The sequence below is a fragment of the Rothia uropygialis genome, assembly GCF_004137765.1.
GTDB lineage: Bacteria > Actinomycetota > Actinomycetes > Actinomycetales > Micrococcaceae > Rothia.
In genome coordinates, this window is sequence record NZ_NOIS01000001.1 from 689,262 (window position 1) to 714,833 (window position 25,572).

At 60.9% G+C, this 25,572-nt stretch carries 23 protein-coding genes and 3 tRNA genes; 13 read left to right on the top strand and 13 right to left on the bottom strand.

The annotated features are described in order from the left end of the window. The first annotated feature begins 29 nt into the window (after positions 1-29). Both EWV35_RS03105 and EWV35_RS03110 read left to right on the top strand, forming a co-directional pair. On the top strand, positions 30-359 hold the full coding sequence (locus EWV35_RS03105) for a DUF3039 domain-containing protein (RefSeq protein ID WP_129658284.1): 330 nt from the start codon (positions 30-32) through the stop codon (positions 357-359). A gap of 59 nt (positions 360-418) precedes the next feature. After that, complete coding sequence (locus EWV35_RS03110; protein WP_129658018.1) at positions 419-2,299, top strand: DEAD/DEAH box helicase; 1,881 nt, start codon at positions 419-421, stop codon at positions 2,297-2,299. Here the strand turns inward: EWV35_RS03110 and EWV35_RS03115 are convergent. Both EWV35_RS03115 and EWV35_RS03120 read right to left on the bottom strand, forming a co-directional pair. Next, entirely contained in the window at positions 2,283-2,918 is a 636-nt protein-coding gene (locus EWV35_RS03115) for an isochorismatase family protein (protein ID WP_129658020.1), read from the bottom strand. The genes EWV35_RS03110 and EWV35_RS03115 overlap by 17 nt on opposite strands. A 70-nt stretch (positions 2,919-2,988) precedes the next feature. After that, entirely contained in the window at positions 2,989-4,299 is a 1,311-nt protein-coding gene (locus tag EWV35_RS03120; RefSeq protein ID WP_274542938.1) for a nicotinate phosphoribosyltransferase, read from the bottom strand. 78 nt (positions 4,300-4,377) lie between these two features. On the opposite strand from EWV35_RS03120, the gene clpS reads away from it, so the two are divergent. The 7 genes from clpS to EWV35_RS03155 all read left to right on the top strand — a co-directional run bounded on the left by clpS (position 4,378) and on the right by EWV35_RS03155 (position 9,637). Next, the gene (gene clpS / locus EWV35_RS03125; RefSeq protein WP_129658022.1) at positions 4,378-4,725 is read left to right on the top strand and encodes an ATP-dependent Clp protease adapter ClpS; all 348 of its coding nucleotides are present in this window, start codon (positions 4,378-4,380) and stop codon (positions 4,723-4,725) included. 4 nt (positions 4,726-4,729) lie between these two features. After that, positions 4,730-5,284: a DUF2017 domain-containing protein gene (locus EWV35_RS03130; protein ID WP_129658024.1), complete on the top strand. Its 555-nt coding sequence runs from the start codon at positions 4,730-4,732 to the stop codon at positions 5,282-5,284. A gap of 138 nt (positions 5,285-5,422) precedes the next feature. After that, complete coding sequence (gene murI / locus EWV35_RS03135) at positions 5,423-6,436, top strand: glutamate racemase (RefSeq protein WP_129658026.1); 1,014 nt, start codon at positions 5,423-5,425, stop codon at positions 6,434-6,436. A gap of 33 nt (positions 6,437-6,469) precedes the next feature. Beyond that, a complete protein-coding gene (locus EWV35_RS03140; protein WP_129658028.1) occupies positions 6,470-7,264 on the top strand; it encodes an MBL fold metallo-hydrolase in 795 nt (264 codons plus the stop codon). Positions 7,265-7,334: 70 nt separating this feature from the next. Further along, positions 7,335-8,096 carry a ribonuclease PH gene (gene rph / locus EWV35_RS03145; RefSeq protein WP_129658031.1) on the top strand — a complete coding sequence of 254 codons (762 nt, stop codon included), beginning with the start codon at positions 7,335-7,337 and terminating at the stop codon, positions 8,094-8,096. Continuing rightward, on the top strand, positions 8,093-8,758 hold the full coding sequence (rdgB, locus tag EWV35_RS03150) for an RdgB/HAM1 family non-canonical purine NTP pyrophosphatase (RefSeq protein WP_129658033.1): 666 nt from the start codon (positions 8,093-8,095) through the stop codon (positions 8,756-8,758). The genes rph and rdgB overlap by 4 nt, the downstream gene beginning before the upstream one ends. Positions 8,759-8,773: 15 nt before the next feature. After that, a complete protein-coding gene (locus EWV35_RS03155) occupies positions 8,774-9,637 on the top strand; it encodes a phosphotransferase family protein (protein ID WP_129658035.1) in 864 nt (287 codons plus the stop codon). A 12-nt stretch (positions 9,638-9,649) separates the two neighbouring features. On the opposite strand, the gene EWV35_RS03160 is transcribed toward EWV35_RS03155, so the two are convergent. Then, on the bottom strand, positions 9,650-10,690 hold the full coding sequence (locus EWV35_RS03160) for an ADP-ribosylglycohydrolase family protein (protein ID WP_129658037.1): 1,041 nt from the start codon (positions 10,688-10,690) through the stop codon (positions 9,650-9,652). A 75-nt stretch (positions 10,691-10,765) separates the two neighbouring features. On the opposite strand from EWV35_RS03160, the gene EWV35_RS03165 reads away from it, so the two are divergent. The 3 genes from EWV35_RS03165 to EWV35_RS03175 are packed head-to-tail and all read left to right on the top strand — an operon-like array spanning position 10,766 to position 16,397. Next, entirely contained in the window at positions 10,766-11,932 is a 1,167-nt protein-coding gene (locus tag EWV35_RS03165) for an exonuclease SbcCD subunit D (protein ID WP_129658039.1), read from the top strand. Then, complete coding sequence (locus EWV35_RS03170; protein WP_129658041.1) at positions 11,929-15,024, top strand: AAA family ATPase; 3,096 nt, start codon at positions 11,929-11,931, stop codon at positions 15,022-15,024. The genes EWV35_RS03165 and EWV35_RS03170 overlap by 4 nt, the downstream gene beginning before the upstream one ends. Further along, positions 15,021-16,397, top strand: coding sequence for an MFS transporter (locus EWV35_RS03175; RefSeq protein ID WP_129658043.1), 1,377 nt, complete (start codon positions 15,021-15,023; stop codon positions 16,395-16,397). Before EWV35_RS03170 ends, EWV35_RS03175 begins: the two co-directional genes overlap by 4 nt. Positions 16,398-16,422: 25 nt before the next feature. Here the strand turns inward: EWV35_RS03175 and EWV35_RS03180 are convergent, their stop codons facing one another. The 8 genes from EWV35_RS03180 to bcp form a co-directional block, all read right to left on the bottom strand. Further along, the gene (locus tag EWV35_RS03180; protein ID WP_129658045.1) at positions 16,423-17,076 is read right to left on the bottom strand and encodes an MBL fold metallo-hydrolase; all 654 of its coding nucleotides are present in this window, start codon (positions 17,074-17,076) and stop codon (positions 16,423-16,425) included. A 2-nt stretch (positions 17,077-17,078) separates the two neighbouring features. Continuing rightward, positions 17,079-18,179, bottom strand: a complete 1,101-nt coding sequence (locus tag EWV35_RS03185; RefSeq protein WP_129658047.1) for an S-(hydroxymethyl)mycothiol dehydrogenase — start codon at positions 18,177-18,179, stop codon at positions 17,079-17,081. Between the two features lie 120 nt (positions 18,180-18,299). Further along, positions 18,300-19,139 (bottom strand): alpha/beta fold hydrolase, encoded by an 840-nt coding sequence (locus tag EWV35_RS03190; RefSeq protein ID WP_129658049.1) that lies wholly within the window; start codon positions 19,137-19,139, stop codon positions 18,300-18,302. A gap of 8 nt (positions 19,140-19,147) precedes the next feature. Then, on the bottom strand, positions 19,148-20,218 hold the full coding sequence (locus EWV35_RS03195; RefSeq protein WP_129658051.1) for a YihY/virulence factor BrkB family protein: 1,071 nt from the start codon (positions 20,216-20,218) through the stop codon (positions 19,148-19,150). Positions 20,219-20,456: 238 nt separating this feature from the next. Further along, on the bottom strand, positions 20,457-21,938 hold the full coding sequence (locus EWV35_RS03200) for a malate:quinone oxidoreductase (protein WP_129658053.1): 1,482 nt from the start codon (positions 21,936-21,938) through the stop codon (positions 20,457-20,459). Positions 21,939-22,114: 176 nt separating this feature from the next. Further along, positions 22,115-23,734 (bottom strand): ABC transporter substrate-binding protein, encoded by a 1,620-nt coding sequence (locus tag EWV35_RS03205; RefSeq protein WP_129658055.1) that lies wholly within the window; start codon positions 23,732-23,734, stop codon positions 22,115-22,117. 114 nt (positions 23,735-23,848) lie between these two features. Further along, positions 23,849-23,934 (bottom strand) — tRNA-Leu (locus EWV35_RS03210). A gap of 120 nt (positions 23,935-24,054) precedes the next feature. Continuing rightward, positions 24,055-24,534, bottom strand: coding sequence for a thioredoxin-dependent thiol peroxidase (gene bcp / locus EWV35_RS03215; RefSeq protein ID WP_129658058.1), 480 nt, complete (start codon positions 24,532-24,534; stop codon positions 24,055-24,057). Positions 24,535-24,688: 154 nt separating this feature from the next. Here bcp and EWV35_RS03220 point away from each other — a divergent pair, with 154 nt between their 5' ends. Continuing rightward, positions 24,689-25,231 carry a MarR family winged helix-turn-helix transcriptional regulator gene (locus EWV35_RS03220; RefSeq protein WP_129658059.1) on the top strand — a complete coding sequence of 181 codons (543 nt, stop codon included), beginning with the start codon at positions 24,689-24,691 and terminating at the stop codon, positions 25,229-25,231. Between the two features lie 108 nt (positions 25,232-25,339). On the opposite strand, the gene EWV35_RS03225 is transcribed toward EWV35_RS03220, so the two are convergent. Then, a tRNA-Lys gene (locus EWV35_RS03225) sits at positions 25,340-25,412 on the bottom strand. Positions 25,413-25,444: 32 nt separating this feature from the next. Next, positions 25,445-25,517: transfer RNA gene (locus EWV35_RS03230), tRNA-Lys, on the bottom strand. Between the last annotated feature and the right edge of the window lie 55 nt (positions 25,518-25,572).

Genomic DNA, 25,572 nt, shown 5'->3' on the forward strand with positions numbered 1-25,572 from the left:
CTGCGGCACAGGCGTAGAATGTCCCCATGATGTTTGACCGACCACTCGACGTATTCGACTCGTCCGAACCTCTCGATGACACCGGTTACGGCACCACCCCTGGTGGCGGCACCGCGACCATCGAGCGTGAAGAAACTCGGCAGTTCGCCGAGCCCGGAGATCACGAGCGCTTTGCCCACTACGTACGCAAAGAAAAGATCATGGAGTCAGCTCTTTCGGGCGACCCGGTCATCGCCTTGTGCGGTAAAGTCTGGACACCCGGACGCGACCCCGAGAAATTCCCCGTGTGCCCTGAGTGCAAAGAGATCTATGAATCCATGCGCGGCGGCAAGGACGACGACAAAAACAACGACGAATAGGGGCAGAAGAAGCGGCAGCCGCTTCTCTGACCGTTCCCCGGGCCGCGCGGAGCGGCAACATGAGCAAGACGCCGTCGCAGTGCGCGGCGTCTTTGCCGTGGTGCGAACATCACGGCCAGAGTTCCTCGATCATCTTCAGGAGTGACCAGACACCAGTGCCCGAAGACCTCTCCCAGCCTTCATTGTTCGGTGGTGCAGCCGCCGACCTTCCCCCGGCTTATCCTGATCGCGCCGCCTGGGGCACGGCTCCGAAACTGCGTGCGTGGCAGGCCGAGGCGCTGGAAAAATACTTTGAAACCGAGCCGCGCGATTTCATGACCGTCGCGACTCCCGGTGCGGGCAAGACCACTTTTGCGTTGCGCGTGGCCAAACAACTTCTCGACCGAGGGACGATTTCGAGGATCACCGTCGTCGCCCCCACCGACCATCTGAAGTCCCAGTGGGCCGATGCCGCGGCCCGAGTCGGTATCGCGATCGACCCCAACTTCAAGAACTCCGACGGGCACCACGCCCAAGGCTATTTGGGTGTTGCGTTGACATATGCTCAGGTGGCCAACAAACCGCTTCTCCACAGGGCGCGCACCGAGAACGCGCGGACCTTGGTCATCCTGGACGAAATCCACCACGCCGGTGACTCCTTGTCCTGGGGTGATGGATTAAAAGAAGCCTTCGACCCCGCGCACCGTCGGCTCGCGCTGACCGGTACCCCGTTCCGTTCGGATTCGTCCCAGATCCCGTTCGTCACGTACGAGAGAGACCAGGACGGGCTGCTGCGCTCGCAATCGGACTATTCCTACGGATACGGCCCGGCCTTGGCGGACCACGTGGTCAGGCCCGTGATCTTCATGGCCTATTCCGGCAAGATGCATTGGCGGACCAGTTCGGGTGAGGAAATGGCTGCCGATCTGGGCGAAGGCTTCACCAAGGACATCACGGCTCAGGCCTGGCGCACTGCGCTGGACCCCCGAGGCGAATGGATTCCTTCAGTCCTGGCGGCAGCGGACAGCCGATTGACCGAAGTCCGCCGAACCGTTCCCGACGCCGGGGGCCTGGTCATAGCGTCCAATCACGAAGACGCACGCGCATACGCCTCGAGACTCGAGAAGATCACCGGGTCCAGACCAACTGTGGTGCTCTCGGACGACAAGACCGCCTCGGACCAGATCGATCGATTCTCGGAATCCGAGGATCGATGGATGGTCGCCGTGCGCATGGTCTCGGAGGGAGTGGACGTGCCTCGTCTGGCCGTGGGCGTGTACGCGACGTCGACCTCGACCCCGCTCTTTTTTGCGCAGGCGATCGGACGTTTTGTGCGTGCCCGCAAACGTGGCGAGACCGCGTCCGTCTTCTTGCCGTCGGTCCCGGTCCTGATGTACCTGGCCCAAGAGATGGAGGCGGAAAGGGACCACGCGCTGGACCTGAAGGATACTCCGGACGAAGAACAAATCATCGCCGCCGACGAAGGCCTCGACGACCACCTGATCGAGGAGGCAAACCAGGAGGAGAAAGCGAGTTCCCGTCTGGCCTCCGGAAAGTTCGAGGCCATCGGATCACAGGCGTCGTTCCACGGGGTTCTCTACGACGGCGAAGACTATCACGGCTATCAAGTGGGCTCGGACGACCAGGACTTCCTCGGGATACCTGGTCTCTTGGATGCTGATCAGGTCGGAACCCTTCTGAAGCAACGTCATCAGCAGTCCACCGGAAGTGCTCCACGGCCCGCACAATCGTCGGTGCCGGATCACCGACAGCTCAAAGACCTGCGTCAGAAGTTGGCGAAGAACGTCTCCGCCTGGGCCGCCCGCACGGGCGAACCTCACGGCTCGGTCCACAACGCGTTACGGCGCGAGTGCGGCGGTCCTCCCGTCGCTCAGGCCACCGCGGAGCAGATACAGGCACGCATCGACAAATTGCAGAACTGGTTCATCGGCCGACGCTAGAAGAATCGATCACGTCGACGCCGGCATCTTCGAGCTCCTCAATGGCTGCTTCCGCGGAATCCTCCGCCACGGGGGCGGTCAAGTCGACCAGGACCCTCGTCTCGTACCCCGCGTCCACCGCGTCCAGGGCAGTGGCCCGCACACAGTAATCGGTCGCGATGCCGACGATGTCCACGTCGGTCACGTCTTGTTCCTGGAGCCAGTCGTCGAGCGAAACTTTGAGCGTGTCCTCCGGCATCTGGCCGGGTTCGTGCTCGCCGGTCATCACGGATTCCTCAGGGGCCAAAAGCCCCTCGAATCCGGAATAGGCGGCTTCGTACTCACCTTTGCGGAAATACGCCTCGACGTAGTCCGTCTCAAGGTCCGGATGCAGCGCGGAACCTGCCGTGTCCGCGATGCAATGCACCGGCCAGGAGTCCTTGAAGTCGGGCTTGTCACTGAAATGGGCGCCTGGATCGATATGCCAATCCTGCGTCGTGACCACGACGTCGTATGCGGCGTGGTGGGTCTGCAGATATCCGGAGATCAGGGAGGCGACTTCGGAACCACGCCGGGTTTCGAGCGGCCCGCCTGCACAGAAATCGTTCTGAACATCGACGATGATGAGTGCTCTTGTCATACTGGTCCTTCCGCGGAAGAGAAGGCAGACGCACGACCGTGGTGGCGCCGCCATATTCTGGGGGTCAAGATTAGTGGTCGAGGAACTCCGTGGGAAGTGCTGGTTCGCCTTCCGAGAGCCTGCGAATTGCCCGAGGCAATTCTTGGGTCGATTGCCTGTGGCGTTCGGTCGCTGCGCGGACGCCGTCTGGGCCGGTGGCGCCCGGCAACACTTCGCCGTCGGCCACGAGCGTGTGCATCAGCGGGCGGAAATCGTCGGCTTCGAGCAAGGCAGGGTCCAGGGCGATGGCTTCTGCGATTGCCGTACCCTTGCGATCACGACGACGACCGGCGTGCTTCGCGCCGCCGATCGAGCCTTTGCCCTGCGACCGTTTCGCCACGGACGCCAAGTCACCGTTGGCGTCCTGGCGCGCGACCATTTTGTAGACCATCGAGGAGGTCGGGGCACCCGATCCAGTGACCAGGCGTGTTCCTACGCCGTACGAGTCAACTGGCGCCGCGGCGAGACCGGCGATCGCGTATTCGTCCAGGTCGGAGGTCACGGTGATCTTGGTGTCCCGATTGCCCAGCGTGTCGAGAAGATCCCGGACGGCGAAGGCCTGCGCCACCAGGTCGCCGGAGTCCAACCGGACCGCACCGAGCTCGGTGCCCGCCAAATCGACGGCCGTCCTCACGGCCTGTTCGACATCGTAGGTATCTACCAAGAGTGTCGTGTCCAGTCCCAAGGAATCCAATTGGGCACGGAAGGCCGATACCTCGTCGTTAAATAAGAGCGTGAACGCGTGGGCAGACGTCCCGATGGTGTTGATTCCGTAACGACGCCCGGCTTCCAGATTGGAGGTTCCGGCGAACCCGGCGATTGCAGCCGCGCGGGCGGCCGAGACCGCGGCTTCCTCATGGGCGCGGCGAGAGCCCATTTCGAGGCAGGGCCTGTCTCCTGCAGCTCCGGTCATGCGGGAAGCAGCAGACGCGACGGCGGAGTCAAAATTCAGGATGGACAGGAGCAGCGTCTCCAACACACATGCTTCGGCGAATGGCGCTTCGACCTGGAGGACCGGCGAATGCGGGAAGAACGCTTCGCCCTCTCGGTATCCGCGGATGGAACCGGAGAAACGGAAATCGGAGAGGTAATCGAGGGTCGGTCCGTCGACGACCCGTTGCTCCTCGAGAAAGGCCAATTGTTGGTCGTCGAAGGTGAATTTCTCGAGCGCCTCGAGGAAACGTCCCGTTCCCGCGAGGATTCCGTACCGTCGGCCGGCCGGCAAACGGCGCGTGAAGGTTTCGAAGACGCAACGTCTTTCATGCATACCGGCACGAATGGCGGCTTGCAACATCGTCAGTTCGTAATGGTCCGTCAGGAGCGCGGGGGAGTCTGGTCTCACCCCTTAAGCCTACCCAGGCGCAACATCGGAACAAATGTGGCAGACGCGGGTGACCCGAAACGTCTAAGATTGTCCATTATGGTCAGCCAGTCTGCACAGAATCTGCCCGTGGCCAGTGAATCTGCCCCGGAGACGTCCCCAGAATCAGCCCCGTCCAGCGACGTGGGGCTTCTTGAGCGACCCGCGGAAGACACCCCGTGGCGAGTGATCGTCTGGAATGACCCGGTCAACCTCATGAGCTATGTGACCTACGTCTTTCGGGCGCACTTCCACTATTCGGAGCCGAAAGCCCGTTCGCTCATGATGGCCGTTCACCACGACGGCAAAGCAGTCGTCTTCACCGGTGGCCGGGAAGAAGCGGAAAGGCACACCAGCGCAATGCACGGCTACGGCCTGTGGGCGACATTCGAAAAGGACGGCGGATAAGACGATGGCCAAAGAATTCCGAAACGGGCGCAAAGGCATTAGCGGCGGCCTCGAAGGGCCTGAGCGCGAACTGCTCATCAAGCTGTTCCAGGACGTCATCACGACTCTCGAACCCGAGACGCCCGAGGACGAGGACCCTCTCGCGAAAATGGTAGGCATTTCAGGCGATGTGGACGTGCCGGAGGACCCCGCGCTGGCCCGCCTCCTGCCGCAGGCCAGTGACGATGACGAAGAGGCCGCTGAATTCCGCCGGCTGACCCAACGGTCCGTGCGCGAAGCGAAAATCGGCAACCTCCGCATGGCGGCCATGGATTGCGAATCACCCAAATTGCATCTGGACCGCGAACATTCCATGGCTTTCGCCTCGGCCCTCAACGATGTCCGACTCGTCTTGGCGACCCGTCTTGGCATCGAATCGGAGGATGATGCACAACGGGTGGCCTCGTATAGTGACTGGTCGCAGGCGCACGATGTGGAGTCCTACATGTCGCTGGTTTACCAGTTCGTCTCCTGGTTGCAGGACTCCTTGGTCGAGGCGATGCTCTCAGACCTCGACTGACGTCCAAAGTACCCTGATTCCGCGCGTTGGCCTGCGGATCCTCTGCGGTCCGACCAGGGTGAAGTTCGACGCATTGCCCGGTGGAAAGCCTCCTCGATGCACTTGATCAGGTCACTTACCGCTACCCTCGAAAGCAACATGAACAGCCAACATCATTCCGTTGAATCCTCGACCCTCACCGCGTGGGGGAGCACCGTACCTGCGTCTCCTACCCCCGGTGCGCCCATTGGGGTCTTCGATTCCGGGGTCGGGGGGCTCACGGTCGCCAGAGCGATCATGGACCAGCTGCCTCACGAGAAAATCATTTACGTGGGGGACACCGCCAACGGGCCGTACGGCCCCCTGTCGATTGCCCAAGTGCGGGCCAACGCTCTGCGGGTCATGGACGATCTGGTCGATTCAGGGGTCAAAGCCCTCGTCATCGCCTGTAACACGGCCTCCGCCGCGGTACTGCGCGACGCCCGGGAGCGCTACACGCGGAAGTACGGGATCCCCGTGGTCGAAGTGATTCAGCCGGCCGTTCGGCGGGCCGTGGCGGCAACGCGCAACGGAAAAATCGGTGTTTTGGGTACCGCGGCGACGATCTCCTCCCGAGCCTACGAAGACACCTTCGCCGCCGCGCCTCACCTTCAGATCTGGTCCGAAGCGTGTCCTGAATTCGTGGAGTTCGTCGAGCGGGGCATCACAACCGGACAGGAACTGTTGGAAACGGTTGAGCGTCATCTTGTTCCGCTCCAGGAGGCGGGCGTGGACACCGTCGTTTTGGGATGCACTCATTATCCTCTTCTCACCGGCGTCATCTCCTATGTACTCGGCCATGGAGTGACTTTAGTGACCTCGTCCGAGGAGACCGCCAAAGACCTGTTCCGGGCGTTGACCAATCAAGACCTTCTCCGCACGGAAGCGACCCCTCCGGGACACGAATTCGTGTCCACGGGAGACCCCGAGGCCTTCCAACACATAGCTCAACGATTCCTGGGGCCAGCGGTGACCGGGGTCCGACATTCGACGAGCATCGCCGAGTCCTATCCCACTGCTTCGCTCGCCGTCGTCTCACCCGAGCATCAGAACCATGCTCGAGTGAACGTCGCTCCCAGCGGAGCAGAGGATTCCACGCCCCCATCAGAGCTCCCGAGGAGCGATTCCCGCTAACTACGAGATCCCCGAAGGATCAAGAGGAACATCATGGAACTGAAAATCATCGGTTGCACCGGATCATTCGCCGGTCCGGAATCCCCTGCGTCCTGTTACCTGGTGTCTTCCGTGGACACTTCGGGGAAGACCTGGAGAGTGCTCCTGGACATGGGAAGCGGTGCCCTCGGAGAGATCCAGCGCCACATCGAGCTCAGCACGATCGATGCCGTGCTCGTGAGCCACCTTCATCCCGATCATTGCGTTGACCTCGCCGGGCTCTATATTGCCGCGCGATGGGACCCGCGTGGATGGTCGACGGGTCCCATCGATGTGTGGTGCCCTCCAGGAACCGACGAATATCTCGCACGCACGCACAGTATGCCGCCGGAGCCGGGTCTCAAGGATCAGTTCCGATTCAACGAATGGACCGAGAACCTACCGGTGGATATCGGCCCCTTGACCGTCGAACCTTTCCGCGTGGTTCACCCTATTCAGGATCCCTTTGCCCTGCGTGTGACCGAGCACGGTTCCCACCGCGACGTTGTCCTGGCCTATTCCGGGGATTCCGATGCTTGCGACGGACTCACTCGTGCGGCGCGGGACGCGGACCTATTTCTCTGCGAGGCCGCTTATATGGAGGGGCGCGACGACAACTTGCGCGGCATCCATCTCACCGGTGCCAGAGCCGGTCAGACTGCGCGAGAGGCCAATGCCCGTCGGCTTCTGCTGACGCATCTTCCCGTGTGGAACGACAAGGAGACCGTTCTGGCGGAGGCCCGTGAGTTCTTCCACGGACCGGCGGAGATCGTAACGCCACTGTCCGACTACACGGTGGGTCCGTCCTAAGCGGGGAAACGGTCACTGAGGGCTTGAGTCATCGTGAGCTATTCAGCGTCTCCGGCGGTATGGTGAAGGCATGACTTCTCAGACTTCCCCGAACAATGCCGCTACGAGAGCAGACGGGCGAGCCGTCGACGAGCTGAGGCCCATATCCATCACGCGAGGTTGGTCTCAGAATGCCGAAGGTTCGGCGCTCATCGAGTTCGGAAATACTCGGGTACTGTGCACAGCATCCTTGACCGAGGGCGTGCCGCGCTGGCTCAAGGGTGAAGGCAAAGGATGGGTCACCGCAGAATACGCAATGCTGCCCCGGGCCACGAATACGCGTTCGGCGCGCGAATCCGTCAAAGGCAAAATCGGCGGCCGGACGCATGAAATCTCGCGACTGATCGGCCGCTCACTGCGCGCGGTCATTGATACCAAGGCCCTGGGTGAAAATACCGTGGTTCTGGATTGCGATGTCCTGCAAGCTGACGGCGGCACTCGCACCGCGGCCATCACGGGCGCCTACGTTGCGCTCGCCGAAGCAATTGCGTGGGCCCAGCGCGAAGGCATCATCAACCGACGGAAGTCCCCGTTGACCGATTCGGTATCCGCTGTCTCCGTGGGAATCATTGACGGCACCCCGATGCTCGATCTTCCTTATGTCGAGGACGTCCGTGCGGAGACTGATATGAACGTCGTCGTGACTGGCTCCGGTTCCTTCGTGGAGGTCCAAGGAACGGCAGAAGGCACGCCCTTCGACCGGGACGAGCTCAACCTTCTGCTCGATTTGGCACTGACCGGAACCTCGGAATTGGCCGCGATTCAGCAGAAGACTTTGGAAGAAACAGCATGACCTCGACCAAGCAGGGTGCGCCGCTCGTCGTCTTGGCGAGCCACAACGCGGGCAAATTGGTCGAGCTTCGGGAGATCCTCCGGGACCGCATCGATGGGCTCGACGTGGACACGCAAGTCGTCGATGCGGGCGCCGTGGAGGCACCGGATGTTGCTGAGACCGGAACAACCTTTTCTGAGAACTCGCTGTTGAAGGCCCACGCCGTTGCCGAGGCCACCGGACTGGTGGCCGTCGCGGACGACTCGGGATTGTGCGTCGACGTTTTGAACGGAGCGCCCGGGATCTTCTCGGCCAGGTGGTCGGGAACTCACGGGGATGATGCCGCGAACGTCGAACTCCTCCTGGCCCAGCTGAGCGACATTTCGGATGAGCACCGTGGTGCTCATTTCCACTGCGCCGCTAGCGTGGCCGGACCCGACGGATTCCAAGCCGTCGAGCACGGGCAGATGCCCGGTCGCTTGCTGCACCGGATAACCGGAACGAACGGCTTCGGTTATGACCCTATATTCGCTCCCAGCGAGCTGATGGGAAAAGACGCCGGACTGTCCGCGGCCCAGATCTCGTCCGAGATCAAAAACTCCATCAGCCATCGGGCCCGAGCCTTCACGGCTCTGGTCCCGCACATCCATGCAGCTCTTTCATCGGATCTCGCACAGAGGTAATTATCCTTGTCCCGCATGTCCAGATTCGCCCAGATGCGATACTTCCCCCTCATCAAGGCCGTATTGGATCAGGCCGGTGTGACCGTGGGTCCCGAAGAATGGGACGTCCACTCCAACGGCTCTGCCCACATCGTCGTCAATGCGGGCCATCGCCTCAGCGTGCGGGTTGCCAAGACCCTCAGCGCTGGTGAATCCATGAGCAGACGGACACAACTACTGCGTGCGCTTCCGGACGACCTGCCTTTCGCCGTTCCGCGCCCGCTGACGCGCGTGATCTCCCGATCCGGATTCACCGCGGTTGGGTTGAGCTGGATCCCTGGCGAGGCACGCGACATCGGGCCGGCGCCCGCTCGGCCTCTCGGCCGAGCGCTGCGTGCCATCGGAGGAATGGACCCGGTGCCGCTCGAACCTTATCTGGAGCCGGCCCACCAGCATTGGGGCAGCGACGATTGGGAAAAGACCTTGCGGGAGCGCGTCGTCCCGTTGCTCTTCCCGGGAAATCGGCGGATTGCTCACCGCCTGATCGATGACGTCCTGGCGATGGACCCCGTTGAGCCCCGAATTATCCACTCGGATTTTTCAGGCCACAATATTTTGTGGATCAAGGACAAGATGACCGGAGTCATCGATTGGGATCACGCGGCAATGGGCGACCCGTCGTGGGACATCGCCGCCGCCGCAAATTGGTACGGTTGGGACGTTATCACCAAGTGTGTGGGCAAGGACTGGGCCGAACGAGGCAAGACTGTGCATCGCCTCATGCCGCTCCAGTCCGTCGGGTACGCCGTAGTCAATGGCGGCGGCGGGGCCATCACCCGGCAATCGCTCGAGCGAACCGACGCCTGGTTCGATGACCACAAGACCCAGCTTCCGGGATGATAGTCCGGGAGCTTACCCGGACGGAACCAGCCGGCTCCAATCGTGCATCGCGCCGATCCATCGTTCGAGACAGGAATCCAGCGCCCGGGGGACAGCGGGTGCGGGCAGAGCACCGGTGCTCCCCAAGCGTATTGCTTCCCGTAACACAAGCCCGAGGCGCGAGGAGACCTGAGTCGAGCCCTGCTTCCAGGAGCCCGCTGCGTTGCCGATTGCGCTGGCCAGTGCCGAAACGCAAGCGGGAGTCCCAGCAGGAGACGCGCCGGTATTTCCCGCGTATGACCTCAGAACGCCCGTGGTCAGCGGGGCGGAGGCAAAAATCCCCCGGAGGCTGCGTGGTGAGCTGCCCGTGGCCGCGTATTGCGCGCGAAGCCCCCGGGGAACCTCCGTGTCATTTCCGTCCGAAGGAGGGAGAAATCCGGCTATTCTTCTGCATGCGCCGAGAACTCGTTCCGTGTCCGAACTGCCGTCCGAGGCCTCGGGTGAGAGGCAATACCGGAGCAAGAAAACCCAAGCGATGCCGGAGGCTAGTGCTTCGGGCGAACCGTGGGTGAGGGACGTGACGTTTGCCGCGAGCTGGCCGAGGTGCGGCGCCGAGTCCTGCGGATAAAAGGCCAAGGGGGTCAGTCTCGGCAGAAAAGCCGCCGAACTCGCCTCGGGGAACGCGTGCCGAGCCGGATATTGCATATGGCCGAGGATCAGCGCCTCGGCGCTGATCGGGTCGATTTCGGACAGCCGAGGTGAGAACCGAGGTTGGTCGTCGAGGACCAGGTCTTCCCACCTTGTTCTGGGCGGAACCGGAGCGTCGTCGGAGATCGTGAGGCCGAGTGTTCGAGCCCACCGGAAATTCTGGAGCCAGATTGAGGCCGTCTCATCGGCCGACTGCCCGCGAGAGGCCCACTCGACAACGTCGCTCATTCCCTCCAACGCGGCCAGGGTTCCGATGGACAGCGCCGGAGCGACGGTCGTGGCAATCGTGGTGAGGCGACGTACGGTTTCCTCGTACGCGGGATCCAGCGGAGTGAACGAAGGAGGCAGGCTGGCTATGTCGGACATACGGGTCATTCTATCTGCGAGGACCGGGGTGCCGTGCGGTCCTTACTTGTCGGTCAGGCGGGATAGGTTGAAACTATGAGAATCCTTCATACTTCGGATCTTCACCTCGGACGCTCCTTTCACGGACGGTCCCTGTTCCGTGACCATGAATTGTGGTGTAACGAGTTGGCTTCGATCTGCGAAAACCTGGAGGTGGGGGCGGTGCTGATTTCGGGAGACGTCTACGACCAGGCTTCGCCCCGTACTGACGTCATCGAACAGTTTTCGCGTCTGCTGACCAGGCTCAGGGCCCGAGACGTCGAAGTCGTCGTGACGAGCGGAAATCACGATTCCGCAGCACGTCTCGGCTTTGCGTCACAGTTGTTGGAGTCCGCAGGAGTCCATTTCCGGACGCGGATTGACGACATCCGACGCCCCGTGACGCTGGTGGACGGCACCTTGGTCTACGGTATTCCGTACCTCGATCCACGGTCCGCTGCTGCCGAGCTCGGCTCGAACCCCACTCACCATGAGGTGCTGGGCGCGGCCGTGGCCGAAGCGGCTACGGATCGACAGCGGCGCTCGAATCAACACGCCATCGTCATGGCTCATTGTTTCGCGAGCGGCGCCGAGGCCTCCGATTCGGAACGAATCCTGGACACGGGCAACCTGGGCGTGGTTTCCGCCAACATTTTCGACGGCTTCGACTACGCGGCACTCGGGCACTTACACGGGAGACAGATTGTGCGCGGCAACGTCAGGTACAGCGGGTCGCCCCTGGCCTTCTCCTTCTCCGAAGCGCGCCACACCAAAGGATTCTGGCTCGTGGAGACCTCCGAAGACGCTCTGAAGATCGAAGGCCACGAGTGGGAGCACACGCTGGAGTTGGCCCGCCTCACGGGTGAATTCGAAGAGCTCATGTCCTCGCCCGAGTATTCCTGGGCAGAGTCGTGCCTGTGCCAGATCACGGTGACCGACCGAAGACGCCCGGCCCACCCGATGGAACGGCTCAGGACTCGTTTTCCGGAAGCACTGGAGCTCAAATTCGCGAACCTCGCCCCCACGAATGAGGATTCGTACTCTTCCCGCATGGCCAGGGCCCAATCGCCCGTGGAAGCGTGCGCGGCCTTCTACGATCAGGTCCGCGGCCGGGAGCTGGACCCGAGCGAGCGGGCAGAGATCGTCTCCGCCGTGGGTCAGGCCGTGAAACGCAGAGCAGCCTCCGACGCGGATGCGTCCCCAGCCGCGGGGGCCGAGGCATGAGGATCCACCATCTCGAGCTGTGCGCGTTCGGACCATTCCCGGGGAAAGAAAAGATCGATTTCCAACCGCTGAACAGCGCCGGCATCTTCTTATTGAGCGGGCCGACCGGTGCCGGAAAATCCACGATCTTCGACGCCATCTGCTTTGCCCTCTACGGTTCCACGACGCGCCCGGAGAACTCAAAGGGCCTGTACTCGGATTTCGCCCGGCCGGGGACGGCGCCCTATGTCGAGTTGGAACTCACTGTCGGCAACCAACGGTACAGAATACGGCGCTCTCCCGAGTGGTCTCGTCCCTCCCAACGAGCGAAAAGCGGATGGGTGACCCAGAACGCGCAAGTCACCCTCTCTCGATGCCCCGTTGAAAGCTATGCCCCCGACGCGGACTCCGAATGGGAAGTCCTGTCCGTTCGTCACGACGAGGCCGGCAAGATCATCAACGAGATCTTCGGCCTGAGCCGTGAACAATTCGCTCAAGTCGTGATGCTGCCCCAAGGACAGTTCGCCCGGTTCCTCTCCGCGACCTCGGACGAGAGAGAAAAACTGTTGCGCCGGCTTTTCCCCGTCGAGCTGTACTCAGCAATACGGGACGTGCTCAAGGACAGATCCGACTCCGCATCCGAAGAACTAAAATCCTTGACGACAGACGTCAGACGAGGCCACGTCGAAGTCGCTTCTGTTCTGAAGCGTCTGGAAATTCCGACTGACGGACTTCTGGACAGCGCGGGCGACGTCGAGGTGATCGATATGCAGGGCGCGGCAAGTCGTCTCGAGCAGGCGGCACAGGAAGCCTCCCGGATCCGAAAACATCTGAGCGCGGAATCGACCGCAATGAATCGGCGCGCGGATGCTTTGGAACGTGGGCTAGGAGAGTGGGCCGAACACGACCGCCTCGTGGAGAGGCGACAAACCGTCAGCGAATCGGAGGAGCGCGTTGCTGCCCGTCGTCGACGAGTTGAAGCCGCGGAACGTGCCGTCCCCGTAGAGGAGGCGCGGAGGAGATTTTCACTCGGCGAAAAGTCTCTGGCAGAGAAGAAAGAGGACCTCGATGAGCTGCGGTCGCGCTCGCGGGCATTACTTGCTGGACCAGCATCGGTGGACGTCGAGACTGCTGAAGAAAGAAGGCTCGAAAAGGCGTATTGGTCAGGCGAAGGCGACGTCGACGAAGAAAAGTACGGAGCGCTTCTTGACCGGCGCCGTGAGCGAGTCCACGAGCTGCTGAGGCGTGTTGGGGAAGTCGACGATCTCGAGGCATCCCGTCAGGCCCCGCTCGAAAGACGCGAAGAACTCCGGAAACAGGCTTCCGAAGCCGCCTCTCGGCTCGAGACCATCGAGCAATCGAAGGAAGCTTTGTCCCAGGAACAAGACGAGCTCGCATTGGAGTTGAAATACTTGCCGGAGGCTTCCGCAGTACTGGCAGAGTCCTCGAAAGTTCTGGAACTGACGCGCCGCATCGTAACCGTCCGGGACAGTATTAGGACGGTTGCCGAGGAAGCCGAGCAGGCCGAGAAACAGCGGCAAAGAGCTTCGCATCGCGTCGACGACCTCATGAGCCGCAGATTCGAACAAGCGGTCAGAGTGCTGGCCGATGAGCTGCAGGACGACCGGCCCTGCCCGGTCTGCGGCTCGAAGGAGCACCCATCACCGGCCCCAACGCACGCTTCCTCGGATGACCCGCTCGTCTCGGAAGAGATCCTCGAGCAGGCCGCCGCGGAACGGAAAAGAGCTGAAGAACGTGCCAAGGAAACCTTTGCCCAAACGGCGGAGCTGAAGCGGGTCGAAGCAGAGCTTCGCAGCCAGGGAGCCATGGAGAACGTGACCGATGCCGAATCCGCGGTCAGTACCGCGACCTGGCAACATCAAGCACTGGTTCAGAAGCAACGGCGTTTCGAGCTCGTTGAGCGGCAACAAGAATCCATCACGGAGGCAATCCGGGAAACCGAGTCGCGGATGCGTTCTGTCGAGCTCGAGGTCGGAGTCCTTGACTCACGGATCAAAGAACTCGACGGTCGTTACGATCAAGCCCTCAAAGCTTTGAAGGATGTCCCGCCCCGGCACCAGCTGGTCACGATCCAGCGCAGGATCGAACAATTGCGTGACAACCGGTCGGCAACGGCTCAACACCGAGGTCATGTGGAGGCACTGCGCGAGAACGCTCGAGCACTCCAGCAGAGTTTTGAGCAGGCTCTTTCCGACAGCGGATTCGAAAACCTCGAGGCCGTTGAGAAAAACCTGGTTGAACCCCAGGCGCTGGAAGCCTTGCGGCAGGAGGTGCGCCGCGACGAGGAAGAAAGAGCGAGGCTCGACGAAGCGTGGAACGCGCCTTGGCATCAGGCACTTCTGGGGCGCATAAGGGACGGTGAGACTCGCCCCGAGCCGGAAGGACTCGACGAGGCCAGGCGGCAAGCCGAGGCCAAGACGAGCGAGCATGAAGAAGCGCTCTCTCGCGAAACGGTCTTCCGCGAAGGTCTGAGCTCGATCAAACGTGTCACCGTGCAGGACGAAACCCTGCAGGACCGTGTACGAGAGGTCGCGGAGAAATCGAGGAGGCTCAAGGACCTAGCCGATGTCGCCTCCGGAATCGGCGGAGAAAATCAACAGCGTATGTCATTGACGACGTTTGTCCTGGCGGCTGCGCTGGAGGAAATTGCGGACGCGGCCACGGTGCGGCTGCGCGAGATGACCAACGGTAGGTTCAGCATCCAGCACACTGACGCGGCTGCAGGAAAGAACCGAAAATCCGGTCTCGGCCTGGAGATCTTCGATGCATGGACTTCAGAGGCCCGTCCGACCACGTCGTTGTCCGGGGGAGAGACCTTCATGGCCTCGCTGTGTCTGGCTCTGGGGCTGGCCGACGTTGTCCAGGCGCGCGCTGGGGGCATAGAGGTGGATACACTTTTTGTTGATGAAGGATTCGGTTCCCTGGACGAAGACACATTGGACGGCGTCATGGATGCTATCGACGGTTTACGAGAAAACGGCCGAGTCATCGGACTCGTCAGCCACGTCGCGGACATGAAAACGAGAATTCCCCAGCACGTGAGAATCAAAAGTTCCCCCAGCGGTTCGTCATTGGAGTCGAAGACAGCATGATCAATCCGTCACAGACCGACCCGTCGTCTGTTGTCTCAGAGCGTCGTCCGGCCGACGAGCAGTCGAAAGAGCACGAGGACGCTGGACGCAGAGGTCGCCGCTCTGAAAGCACGATGGACCGTTTGCGAGTCCTCACCGGACTGGCCGGCTTGGGGTATCTTGCCGTTTCCGTCATCGCTCGACTCCCCGTGGCTATGCTGCCGCTGGGAACCTTGATCATGATCGTGTCCTGGACGGATGAGATTCTGCTCGGCGGATTCGCCGCCGGTGCCGTCGCGCTCAGCATCGCAGTGGTCGTCCCCATTTACGGAGCCATTGCCGAAAAGCTCGGCCAGAGACTCGTACTTCTTTTCTGCGTATTGTCGAACGTTGCCTCGATCCTGTGGCTCATCAGCGAATCCGTCAAGATGCACGAATCGTCCCAGGGCTCCGTCCCCGGCCTGCTGGTGGCGTGCATCCTGACGGGAGCGACGTCCGCCCCGGTAGCCGCTCTTGCCCGAATACGGTGGGCGGACGAATCCCACCGGCTGGCGGACCGGAAGCTTCTCAGCTCGTCTTTGGCTTTCGAATCCGTGGCCGACGTCGTCGCGATTGCCTTGGGCGCCGCGGTCACCGGCGTGGCGTCGCTGTTGTGGCACGCGCACGCGGCACTCCTGCTCGTTGCGGCCATCAACATAATCACAGTGACCGCTTTCGCTCTCACTCGGCTGCGCCACGCGGAGGCCCCATTGCCCAGACCGGAGAATGTGAGCCCGGAAGAGGCAAAGGACAATGCAATTCGTCGGAAACTCATGTGGTTGCCCGTCATCGGCATGGGCACTCTCGGTCTGCTCTTGGGGTCCATGCAGTCCTCGCTCGTGAGTCTGAGCCAGAATTTCGATTCCGTCGAAGGAGTGGGGCTGCTTTACGCGGTGCTTGGGCTCAGCTCTTTGGTCGCGGCGATCGCGGCCAACCTGCTCCAAGTCCGTACGTGGACCTGGGGCGCGTGGCTCTTCTGGGGCTGCGCGTTGACGCTGGTCGCGCTTCCCGCCTCGATGCCCGGATCGATCCCAACCATGGCAATAGCCCTGATCTTCTTGGGCTTCGTCGTCGGCATCGCCTTGATCATCACGGATTCCGTGGCCACGGCCATTACGCCTGGAGATGCCTTGGACCTCGTGATGACGTCAACCTTCGCAGCCCTCTTGGGAGGCACTGCCCTCGGACTCGTGTGGGGCACGGTCCTTGGGGACTCTCAGGGATACAATACGGCCCTTCTGCTGCCGGTCCTCAGCGCCGCGGTGTACCTCGTCCTGGGCCACACCTACGGTTACCTGTGGCGTAGGAATTTCGAATCGGACATCCTCGGCGGCAAGCACAGCGCGAGCGGCTGATGCTGCCGCCGAAGAGGTTCTCTTCCTATTCGCCTCGGTCGATCCATTCCTGGCGGTGAGGGGCTTCTCCACCGATCGTCGTGGACGGTCCGTGACCCGTGAGTACAACCGTTTCTTCGGGCAGCACGAGGAGCCGATCACTGATTGAGGCGATGATCGTGGGGAAATCACTGTACGACCGTCCCGTTGCACCGGGACCACCCTGGAACAGGGTGTCGCCGGAAAACAGAACCGGCGAGTCTGCGTTCCACTGAAGATCTTCCGAATAGAAACACACCGAACCGGGCGAATGCCCGGGCGTGTGAATGACTTTCAGGGTCGCGTCTCCGATGGAAATCTCATATCCGTCCGTCAACCGTTGGAAGGGCGGCGCCGGCTCGCCGTGGGTGAGCTTCCACAGAGGTTGCTCGTCCGCGTGCAAGAACACAGGCGCGCCGAATCGCTCGGCAGCTTCGACCGCGAGCCCCGCATGGTCATCGTGAGCGTGTGTCAGGAGGATCTTCTCGACCGTTCGAGAACCGACCAGTTCTGCGACGGCATCCACATCGTGGGCCGGGTCGATGACGACGCAGCCTTGCGCATCGCCCACGACCCATACGTTATTGTCTACATCCCAGGTTCCGCCGTCGAGGCTGAAGGTTCCACTGGTTTCTACGTGCTGGACAGTGCTCTGCGCCATTTCTAGGCCTCCGATACTTCGACGACTGATCGCAAAACTTTTCCTTGCTGCATCTTGTCAAATGCGGGTTCGATGTCTTCCAAGCCGATCTTTTCGGAGACGAATGCATCCAAATCCAGACGACCCAAGAGGTACTGGTCGACGAGCATGGGGAAGTCCCTCGACGGAAGAGTATCGCCGTACCAAGCTGACTTGATGGAGCCGCCGCGTGAAAATACCTCGTCGAGGGGCAATTCCAGCGTGGTCTCCGGGTCGGGCACCCCTACCAGGACCACTCGTCCGGCCAGATCGCGGGCCTGGAACGCCTGCTCGAAGGTTTTGGCAATGCCCACGGCATCGATCACGAGATCCGCGCCGAACCCACCGGTCAATTCACGGATGGCCTCTACTGCGTCATGCAATGAGGAGTTGACCGTGTCGGTGGCACCCAGGCTGCGGGCCGTCTTCAGTTTTTCGTCATCAATGTCCACGGCAATGATTTTTGTCGCCCCCGCCAGCGCGGAACCCGCAATCGCCGCCGTTCCAACGCCTCCGCAACCAATCACGGCAACGGATTCGCCGCGTGCGACCTGCCCCGTGTTGATCGCGGCCCCGATGCCCGCGGTAATGCCGCAGCCCAAGAGACCGACGGCGGCATACTGATCCGTGTCCAGATCTCCCTCGATCTTGGTGCACTGGCCGGCCGCCACAAGAGTCTTCTCGGCAAATGCCCCAATTCCGAGCGCCGCCTCGAGTTCGGTGCCGTCCTCGAGGGTCATTTTCTGTTCGGCATTGTGGGTGTCGAAACAATACTGGGGCTGGCCCCTGCGGCACGCACGGCATTCGCCGCACACAGCGCGCCAATTGAGGATCACATGGTCGCCGGGCTCGACCTCGGTGACTCCATCGCCGGTCGCTTCCACGACCCCTGAAGCCTCATGTCCTAGCAAGTACGGGAAGTTGTCTCCCACGCCGCCGCGCTTGTAATGAAGGTCCGTCTGGCAGACCCCGCAGGTCAGAATTTTGACGAGGGCTTCGCCCGGACCGGGATCGGGAACGCTGATCGTGGTGACTTCGACCGGTGCGTCCTTTTCCCGAGAAATAACGGCCTTGACCTTCTGCATGAGAGCCTCCTTGGAGAGCAGTGAGTGGGCTGGGTCGCGGTGTGCCACTTGTCAGGTGCCACCGTTAATATCAGTCAACCACAATGTGTTGGACCCAAGTCTGTCAGCTCACTTCTCGGCTTAATCTTCGCCAAGGTGTCTGACGACGGCACGGGCAAATTCCCTGGAGGTCAGAGCATTGACGTGTGTGCGGCCCGGTAACTGTATGAAGCGAGTCTCGCCGTCGAGGTAGCGCAGAAGATCCGCCGAATCCCCGGCGACCCGATCATCCTGGCCTGTCACCAGAAGTGCGGGTTGTTTCGGGGCGTTTTCGAAAGACGGGGCGAAAGGCGGCGAACTCAACCGCTCGGCACACAGCATCAATCCAGACCTGTCCAGGACAGAGTCGTGGACGAACTGTTCGATTTCGACGGCGGCCGACGACGGCAGGGTACCGCTTGCGAAGGATCCGGCGCCCAGATCACGGCAGACCTCCGCCAAGCCGTCATGGGCGGGGAGCCCACCGAATGCCACCCGCCGTATCAAGGACGGTTCTTCCACCGCAAAATCCCACGCGAGCCTGGCACCGAGAGAATATCCGAGGAGGTCTACCGAAGTCGCTCGTGACCAACCTGCGTCCTGAGGACTGGCGATGAGAGCCTGTCGAACAGCTTCGGACAGCGCATCAAGAACATCGAGCGGGCCCAGCGGATGCCGCGTCGAGTCTTCGAGCTCAATACTGCCGTGAGTGACCTGCCGCCGGGCGTCGAGGCGATTCAGAGCATCAGTGACTGACTCGTCGGCATGCCACGGCACATGGATGAAAATGAGGTTCCTTGAGCTGCCAAGTCGACGCAGCCAGCCAGTGGCCAACCAACACTGCGTGACCGTTGTCGCGAATCCGTGGATCGCGACCAGAGGCGGAAAACCCGCGTCCTCGGCGTCAAGGCCGGTGACGCGGGTCCAGCGAAGTTCGGGCACGGCGGGTCCTAGTCCGAGTAGTCCAAACGATCGTTCTGAAGGCGCAATTTGCGTCCCTCGTCGATGAATTTCTGACGAGCTTCGACTTGTTTGTGGGCCTGGCGCGTGTCGCGAGGCGGAAGCTGCAGATAATCCTCGGCCCGGATGCCCGCCTCGAGTTCACGGGCTCTTTCGAGCTCGGAATCCAGAACCGCGCCGAAGAGCAATACGTTGTTCATAATCCATATGAACAACAGCATCACGATGACGCCGCCGATGGTTCCATACGTTGCGTTGTAACTGCCGAAATTTGAAACGTAGAAACCGAAGGCCGCACCGGCAACGGCCATCGCAATGAGGGAAAAAGCCGCTCCCGGACTCAGCCAATGGAGCTTGGGTTGTTTGACATTCGGCGTCGCGTAGTAGAGCAAAGCGATGAGCGCTACGGCCAGGATCAGCAGCACGACCCAACGCGCCCAGCTCCACACCGCGACCGCAGTGTCACCGAGTCCAATCCAATCGCCCGCAGCGTGCAGAACACTGCCGGAAAGCAGGATCACCATCATCATGACGACCACGATCAAGACCATGAAGAAAGTCACGACCAAATTGATGGGACGCAATTTCCAGATGGGACGTCCCTCGAACACACCGTAGATGCGGTTCAGAGCTCGCCCGAAGCCTCCAACGTAACCGGAGGCCGTCCAGAGGGCACCAACGATACCGGTGATCAGGGCGATGATTCCCGCCCCCGTCGAACTGGTCAGCTGGGAGACGGGCTCCCTGATCAGGGTCATCAGCTCTTCCGGAGCGTACGGGCGCACGAAGTCCAGAATTGCTTGTGTTGTGGTTTCGCCTTCTCCGAAAACTCCGAGCAGCGAGACGACCGCCAATAAACCGGGGAACAACGACAGCACGGCAAAATAAGTCAACGAGGCCGCGAGGTCCGTACCTCCATTGCCCGTGAACGAATTGATCGTTCTCTTGAACACGTAGCCCCAGCCGGGCTTGCTGATCTGGGAAAGCTTTTTGGCCTTGCCCTGATGTGCCGCTTTCGACGTATGTTCTGACTTGTGGATTGTTTGTTCGGATAGCTCCATCAATAACGATCCCGTGGTTTCTTGGGCACGACTCAATCGCGCGGTGCAGGGTGTGGGCAACGCATGTTGCCTGCCTATAACGTACCCGAAATCAGACTGTGTCCCACGCCGCTGGGGAGAATGTTGCCGAATTCTTGTTTCGGCGTCCGCACGGTTCGGTTCCGCTACGTGCAAAAGTGCCCGTTGCCTCGAATGAGGCAACGGGCACCGTCATGACCACAACCCGTTCGTCAGCGCATCAGTTGTTGATGCCGAGAACCTTGGCGGTATGCCCCATGATCTCGTCGGCGAGTTCGGGCTCGTCGTTGAGCTTGTGGCCATAAGCAGGGACAAGTTCCTTGATCCGAGGGGACCACGCGTCGAATCGATCAGGGAAGCACTTCTTCACGAGGTTCAGCATGATGGGTACGGCCGTGGACGCACCGGGGGAGGCGCCAAGGAGCGCGGCGATCGACCCGTCACCCTTCGTGATGAGCTCGGTGCCGAACTGGAGGACGCCTCCCTTCTTGGCGTCCTTGCGCATGACCTGGACGCGCTGGCCCGCCGTGATGAGGTCCCATTCGCTGCCATCCGCGTCCGGGTAGTACTCCTGCAACGCGTCGATCTTCGCCTGATGATTCTTGGTGAGCTCGGTCAGGAGGTATTTCACGAGCCCGAGGTTGTCCAGGCCGGCCCGAGTCATCGGGTAGAGGTTGTCCGGCTTGACCGACTTGAACAGGTCCAGCAAGGAACCTTGCTTCAGGAAATTGGTCTTGAACCCGGCATACGGCCCGAACAACAAGGAACGATTTCCGTCGACCCACCGGGTGTCGAGGTGGGGTACCGACATGGGGGGCGCGCCCACCGAGGCTTGGCCGTATACCTTCGCATTGTGCTGTGAGGCCGTTTCCTGCTTGGAATTGCGCAAGAACAGACCGGAGACCGGGAATCCGCCGAACCCTTTGCCTTCCGGAATTCCGGACTTCTGAAGCAACGGCAAGGCGCCACCGCCGGCACCGAGAAATACGAACTTCGCGCGGACCAACAGGTCGTCTTCGGAATTGAGTCGATTACGAACACGCAGGCTCCACGAGCCGTCCGATTCCTGACGGAGATCCTGGACCTCATGACCGAATCGGATGTCCGCGCCCTTGGATTCGAGATGTTCGGTGAATTGGCGGGCGAGGTTTCCGAAGTCGACGTCGGTTCCCTCACGTGAATAATTCGCCGCGACCGTTTCACCAGGATCGCGTCCCTTCATGGTCAGCGGCGCCCATTCAGCAATCTTCGAAGGATCCTGCGAGAATTCCATACGCTCGAAGAGCTTTTGGGCGCTCAGGGACTTGTACCGAGTCTTCAGATATTCGCTGTGGTCCTTACCGAATACCAGGGACATATGCGGGACGGAATTGATAAAAGAAGAATCCGTAATCTTGCCGTCTTCGACGAGCGTGGACCAGAACTGGCGGCTGGTTTGGAACTGCTCGTTGATGTTCAAAGCCTTGGAGGGATCCACGGTTCCGTCGGAGCTCATGGGAGAGTAATTGAGCTCGCAGAGGGCCGAGTGGCCGGTACCAGCGTTATTCCAAGCGTTGGAACTCTCAGCGCCGACGCGATCGAGGCGCTCGAACAAGGTAATGTCCCAATTCGGCTCGAGTTCGTTCAACAAAACGCCGAGGGTCGCGCTCATGATGCCGCCGCCCACCAGGACGACGTCGGTCGTGTGAGTCTGTGTCACTATGGATATCTCCTGTGATGGTTTCCGCGTTGATGCGCGGTTGGGTTCCCGCCGAGGATTCGCGGGGCGGGTGGCGTCCGGCCGGATGTCGCGGACGCATTCTCCCTCTCAGGTTATCTCGCGCGCTCGTACGGGTCGAACCCCGACGTCGTATCGCTGGCGAAATGACTCGGAGACCGTCATTTCTGATCTCGCAGTTCGATTCGCGCGAAATTTGCAACGCCCGTTGCCGTCAACGGATAGGACAGAACTCTTGAATTCAGCGCTACCGCAGAAATCGGGAACGCCAGGGGAACAGCGGGCATGAGGTCTGCTACGGACTCGTTGATTTTCTTGTACAGATCGTTCCGATCCTCCCCATCTGACATGGACGAGGCCTTGCGGACCTGTTCGAAAAGCTCGCTGTTCGAGAAACCGAATTGTGGGTTCTCTTGCCTGAACAGGGGCGACAAGAAGTCGTCCGGGTCGCGGAAGGCACCCATGTAACCCGTCAGAGCAAAGGCGCGCTGGGGATTGGACTCGTTGATTTTGGTCAGGTAATCGTCGCTCCAGGTGATCGGCACCGGTTTGATATTGAAGCCGACCGAGGTCAGATCGCCGGCGATCTTCGCGAAGACCGCCTCCGGACTCTGTACGTACGCCAGGGAAACATCCGTCGGATAGAAGAACTGCAACTCTTCTCCGTTGTACTCGGACTCCTCGAGAAGTTTCTTTGCGAGGCCTTGGTCCTGTCGATAGGCGGATTGCGTATCCGAGCCGCTGACCTTGAAGAGTTCCGGCACGAAATCATTCGCAACCTTCGTGCCATCGGGATAGTAGGTATTGGCGATTTCGGAACGCGTGATCGCGTGGGCTGCGGCGCGCCGGACTTTGACGTCCGACAGGGCGCTGGACTGCTGATTCATGCTGACGTAGGCAACCGAGTACGGATCACGCTGCTGAATTTGGTAGCCACGACGCGCAAGGTTCACGAAGTCGTCGATGCCGATCTGATCGTAGGCATCGATATTGCCCATGAGAATCTCGTAATACCGCTTTTGCGTACTCGAGACTGTCACGAATTTGAGCTTGCTGATGTGGGCTGCTTCGCCCCAGTAGCCGGAGAAACGCGATAGTTCGGCCGTTTGCCCGTCCCAGTCCGACAGCTCGAACGGCCCCGTGCCGACGGGATGCGAAGCATACGAGTTGTCGTCGAATGCACTGGGCGCACCGATCCCGAATGCCGGTTGAGTCAGAGCCTTGACGATCGAGGGGTACGGGGTCGAGATACTGAGCTTGACCGTCCTCTCGCTCGGGGCGGTGCACGAACGATAAATAGACGGGCGGGATGTCCCATCCGCTTTGGTCGACCGGAAAATGGCTTGATACGCGGTCTGATTGACCTGCTCGGTCTTCGTGTTCTCGGACCAGCGTTGAAAATTCCGGCAGACGGCATCCGCGGTCAGCTTGGTTCCGTCATGGAAAGTGACGCCCTGACGCAAGGTGAACGTATACGTCAGTCCGTCGTCGGAGACTGTCCAATCAGTTGCCAGCCCCGGTATCGGTTTGCCGGTATCCTGATCTGCTTTAACCAGAGGCTCGAGTATTTGAGCGGCGATTCGCGAGGTTTCGAGATTCGAGGTGAGAGACGGATCCAGGGTCGGGGCGGCCGCGGCGTTACCGAAAACGAATGTGGTCTCCGACGAAGCATCCGAGCCGCTCGCTCCCGGGGCATCGGGGGACTGACGCCCGCAACCTGCCAGTGCCAAGGCAGCGACTCCCAGCGAACCGGTCAGGAACCTGCGGCGGGTCGTTGCCACGTGTCAACTCCTCGATGGGCTGCCGTCTTGGGTCACATCCCACGACGGTGCGAAACTCTTTCAGGGGCTCCGGCCCGATACTCGTTCATGGAACACGTCAAAGGCCCGGAGAAATGGTGCGCGAGGCGGGACTTGAACCCGCACGCCTACACGGCACAGGAACCTAAATCCTGCGTGTCTGCCAATTCCACCACTCGCGCATGCCAGTCACTTCGGCGACTGGCACAGTCTACATCAGTGCGCAGGCGATCCCGGCGGCGTGTTGCCGCACCCTGACCGACACGCGTGCGACGAAGATGAAGCATGAACCGGCAGCGATTCTAAGCGTCGATCCCCAGGTCCCGGCGGAGTTTGGCGACGTGACCCTTGGCGCGGACATTATACTGAGCGGTTTCTACTGTGCCGGATTCGTCCACCACGATGGTCGATCGAATCAGGCCGACGGAAACTTTGCCGTAGTTCTTCTTTTCGCCCCATGCCCCGTACGCTTCCGCGACGTCGTGATTCGGGTCCGAGAGGAGCGGAAAAGTCAGGGACTGGTCGCCGGCGAATTTCTGCAAGGCCTCAGGTTTGTCTGGCGATATGCCGATCACCTGGTACCCATGGGACTCGAGGGAAGCCAGATTGTCCCGGAAGTCGCACGCTTGTGTCGTGCACCCCGGTGTCGACGCCTTGGGATAGAAGTAGACGACCACCTTCGAGCCCGAAAAATCCTTGAGGGAGATTTCCTTCCCCTCGGCATCCTTCAACGTGAAGGCAGGTGCGGCGTCACCGGTGGAAAGTCGCATGGCGTCTGTCATATGAGAACTCCCAATCATCGCGGGGGCGGCGCCCGAGAAAAATGGGTCACCGACCGTTGTACAGCTGAATACATATCCTGTCCGGCCATTGTACGGGCGTAATATCGCTACGCCCTTCCGCCCCGTCCAGATTGGGGTGCTTATAATTTCAGCCATGCCTCATCTCCAGGAATGGTCGATCAGTCGATTGATGTCCACCGCAGCAAGGATGCTCGAGCACAATTGGAATCGACAGTTGCAGTCCCTAGGCCTGACCCATGCCGGTGTCATGGCCCTGGACGTGATCAGTCGGGAAGGCAGCCTGACCCAGGCCCAGGTAGCCCACAAGGTCGGCGTGCAGGCACAAACCATGGGCAAAACGCTGACGCGCCTCGAAGCATACGGTCACATTGCGAGGCAGCGAAGCGACTTGGACCGTCGAAGCTACCTGATGGTGATCACGGAAAAGGGAAGACGGGCCTTGCACGAAGCCACGGAGATCGAAGAAGCGCTTGCGGGTACCGGCGTTCTCGAGCACGGCGAGCTGCGAGAGGCACTCGAACAAGTCATCATGGATCTCTCGGATACCGACACGATGCCGCTCAAGATCGTAAAGGAAACCATTGACAGCCTTCCGGAGGAGGCTCGTTGGGTTGCTGAAGGCGTGGCCTCTCAGCGTCCCACGACGGACCCTTCCGTCGAGCCGACCGCGGACTAGCCGTTCGGACCAACGGTCTCGGGGACTCATCTTTCCACCTGCGGAAAGATCCCGGACAGCACTGGACAGCAAAAGACCCGGCCCTCGAAAGGGCCGGGTCTTGATCTGTGCGCCCCCCGGGACTTGAACCCGGAACCCATTGATTAAGAGTCAATTGCTCTGCCAATTGAGCTAGAGGCGCTTACCGCTGATGGGTGAGAAGCAAAGCTTCCGTGCGCCCCCCGGGACTTGAACCCGGAACCCATTGATTAAGAGTCAATTGCTCTGCCAATTGAGCTAGAGGCGCATACCATTCCGCGTGGGGACTCCAGGCCCCAGCGCGTCGGCAACGAAAAGAAACT

What these genes read in the sequence shown, in the direction of transcription:
- EWV35_RS03220 (WP_129658059.1), top strand. Translation starts at nt 24,689, where the DNA reads ATGCCTCATCTCCAGGAATGGTCGATCAGTCGATTGATGTCCACCGCA.
- EWV35_RS03110 (WP_129658018.1), top strand. Translation starts at nt 419, where the DNA reads ATGAGCAAGACGCCGTCGCAGTGCGCGGCGTCTTTGCCGTGGTGCGAA.
- EWV35_RS03115 (WP_129658020.1), bottom strand. Translation starts at nt 2,918, where the DNA reads ATGACAAGAGCACTCATCATCGTCGATGTTCAGAACGATTTCTGTGCA.
- EWV35_RS03195 (WP_129658051.1), bottom strand. Translation starts at nt 20,218, where the DNA reads ATGGAGCTATCCGAACAAACAATCCACAAGTCAGAACATACGTCGAAA.
- EWV35_RS03130 (WP_129658024.1), top strand. Translation starts at nt 4,730, where the DNA reads ATGGCCAAAGAATTCCGAAACGGGCGCAAAGGCATTAGCGGCGGCCTC.
- EWV35_RS03185 (WP_129658047.1), bottom strand. Translation starts at nt 18,179, where the DNA reads ATGCAGAAGGTCAAGGCCGTTATTTCTCGGGAAAAGGACGCACCGGTC.
- EWV35_RS03105 (WP_129658284.1), top strand. Translation starts at nt 30, where the DNA reads ATGTTTGACCGACCACTCGACGTATTCGACTCGTCCGAACCTCTCGAT.
- clpS (WP_129658022.1), top strand. Translation starts at nt 4,378, where the DNA reads ATGGTCAGCCAGTCTGCACAGAATCTGCCCGTGGCCAGTGAATCTGCC.
- EWV35_RS03155 (WP_129658035.1), top strand. Translation starts at nt 8,774, where the DNA reads ATGTCCAGATTCGCCCAGATGCGATACTTCCCCCTCATCAAGGCCGTA.
- EWV35_RS03180 (WP_129658045.1), bottom strand. Translation starts at nt 17,076, where the DNA reads ATGGCGCAGAGCACTGTCCAGCACGTAGAAACCAGTGGAACCTTCAGC.
- EWV35_RS03165 (WP_129658039.1), top strand. Translation starts at nt 10,766, where the DNA reads ATGAGAATCCTTCATACTTCGGATCTTCACCTCGGACGCTCCTTTCAC.
- bcp (WP_129658058.1), bottom strand. Translation starts at nt 24,534, where the DNA reads ATGACAGACGCCATGCGACTTTCCACCGGTGACGCCGCACCTGCCTTC.
- EWV35_RS03140 (WP_129658028.1), top strand. Translation starts at nt 6,470, where the DNA reads ATGGAACTGAAAATCATCGGTTGCACCGGATCATTCGCCGGTCCGGAA.
- rph (WP_129658031.1), top strand. Translation starts at nt 7,335, where the DNA reads ATGACTTCTCAGACTTCCCCGAACAATGCCGCTACGAGAGCAGACGGG.
- EWV35_RS03160 (WP_129658037.1), bottom strand. Translation starts at nt 10,690, where the DNA reads ATGTCCGACATAGCCAGCCTGCCTCCTTCGTTCACTCCGCTGGATCCC.
- EWV35_RS03175 (WP_129658043.1), top strand. Translation starts at nt 15,021, where the DNA reads ATGATCAATCCGTCACAGACCGACCCGTCGTCTGTTGTCTCAGAGCGT.
- EWV35_RS03170 (WP_129658041.1), top strand. Translation starts at nt 11,929, where the DNA reads ATGAGGATCCACCATCTCGAGCTGTGCGCGTTCGGACCATTCCCGGGG.
- rdgB (WP_129658033.1), top strand. Translation starts at nt 8,093, where the DNA reads ATGACCTCGACCAAGCAGGGTGCGCCGCTCGTCGTCTTGGCGAGCCAC.
- murI (WP_129658026.1), top strand. Translation starts at nt 5,423, where the DNA reads ATGAACAGCCAACATCATTCCGTTGAATCCTCGACCCTCACCGCGTGG.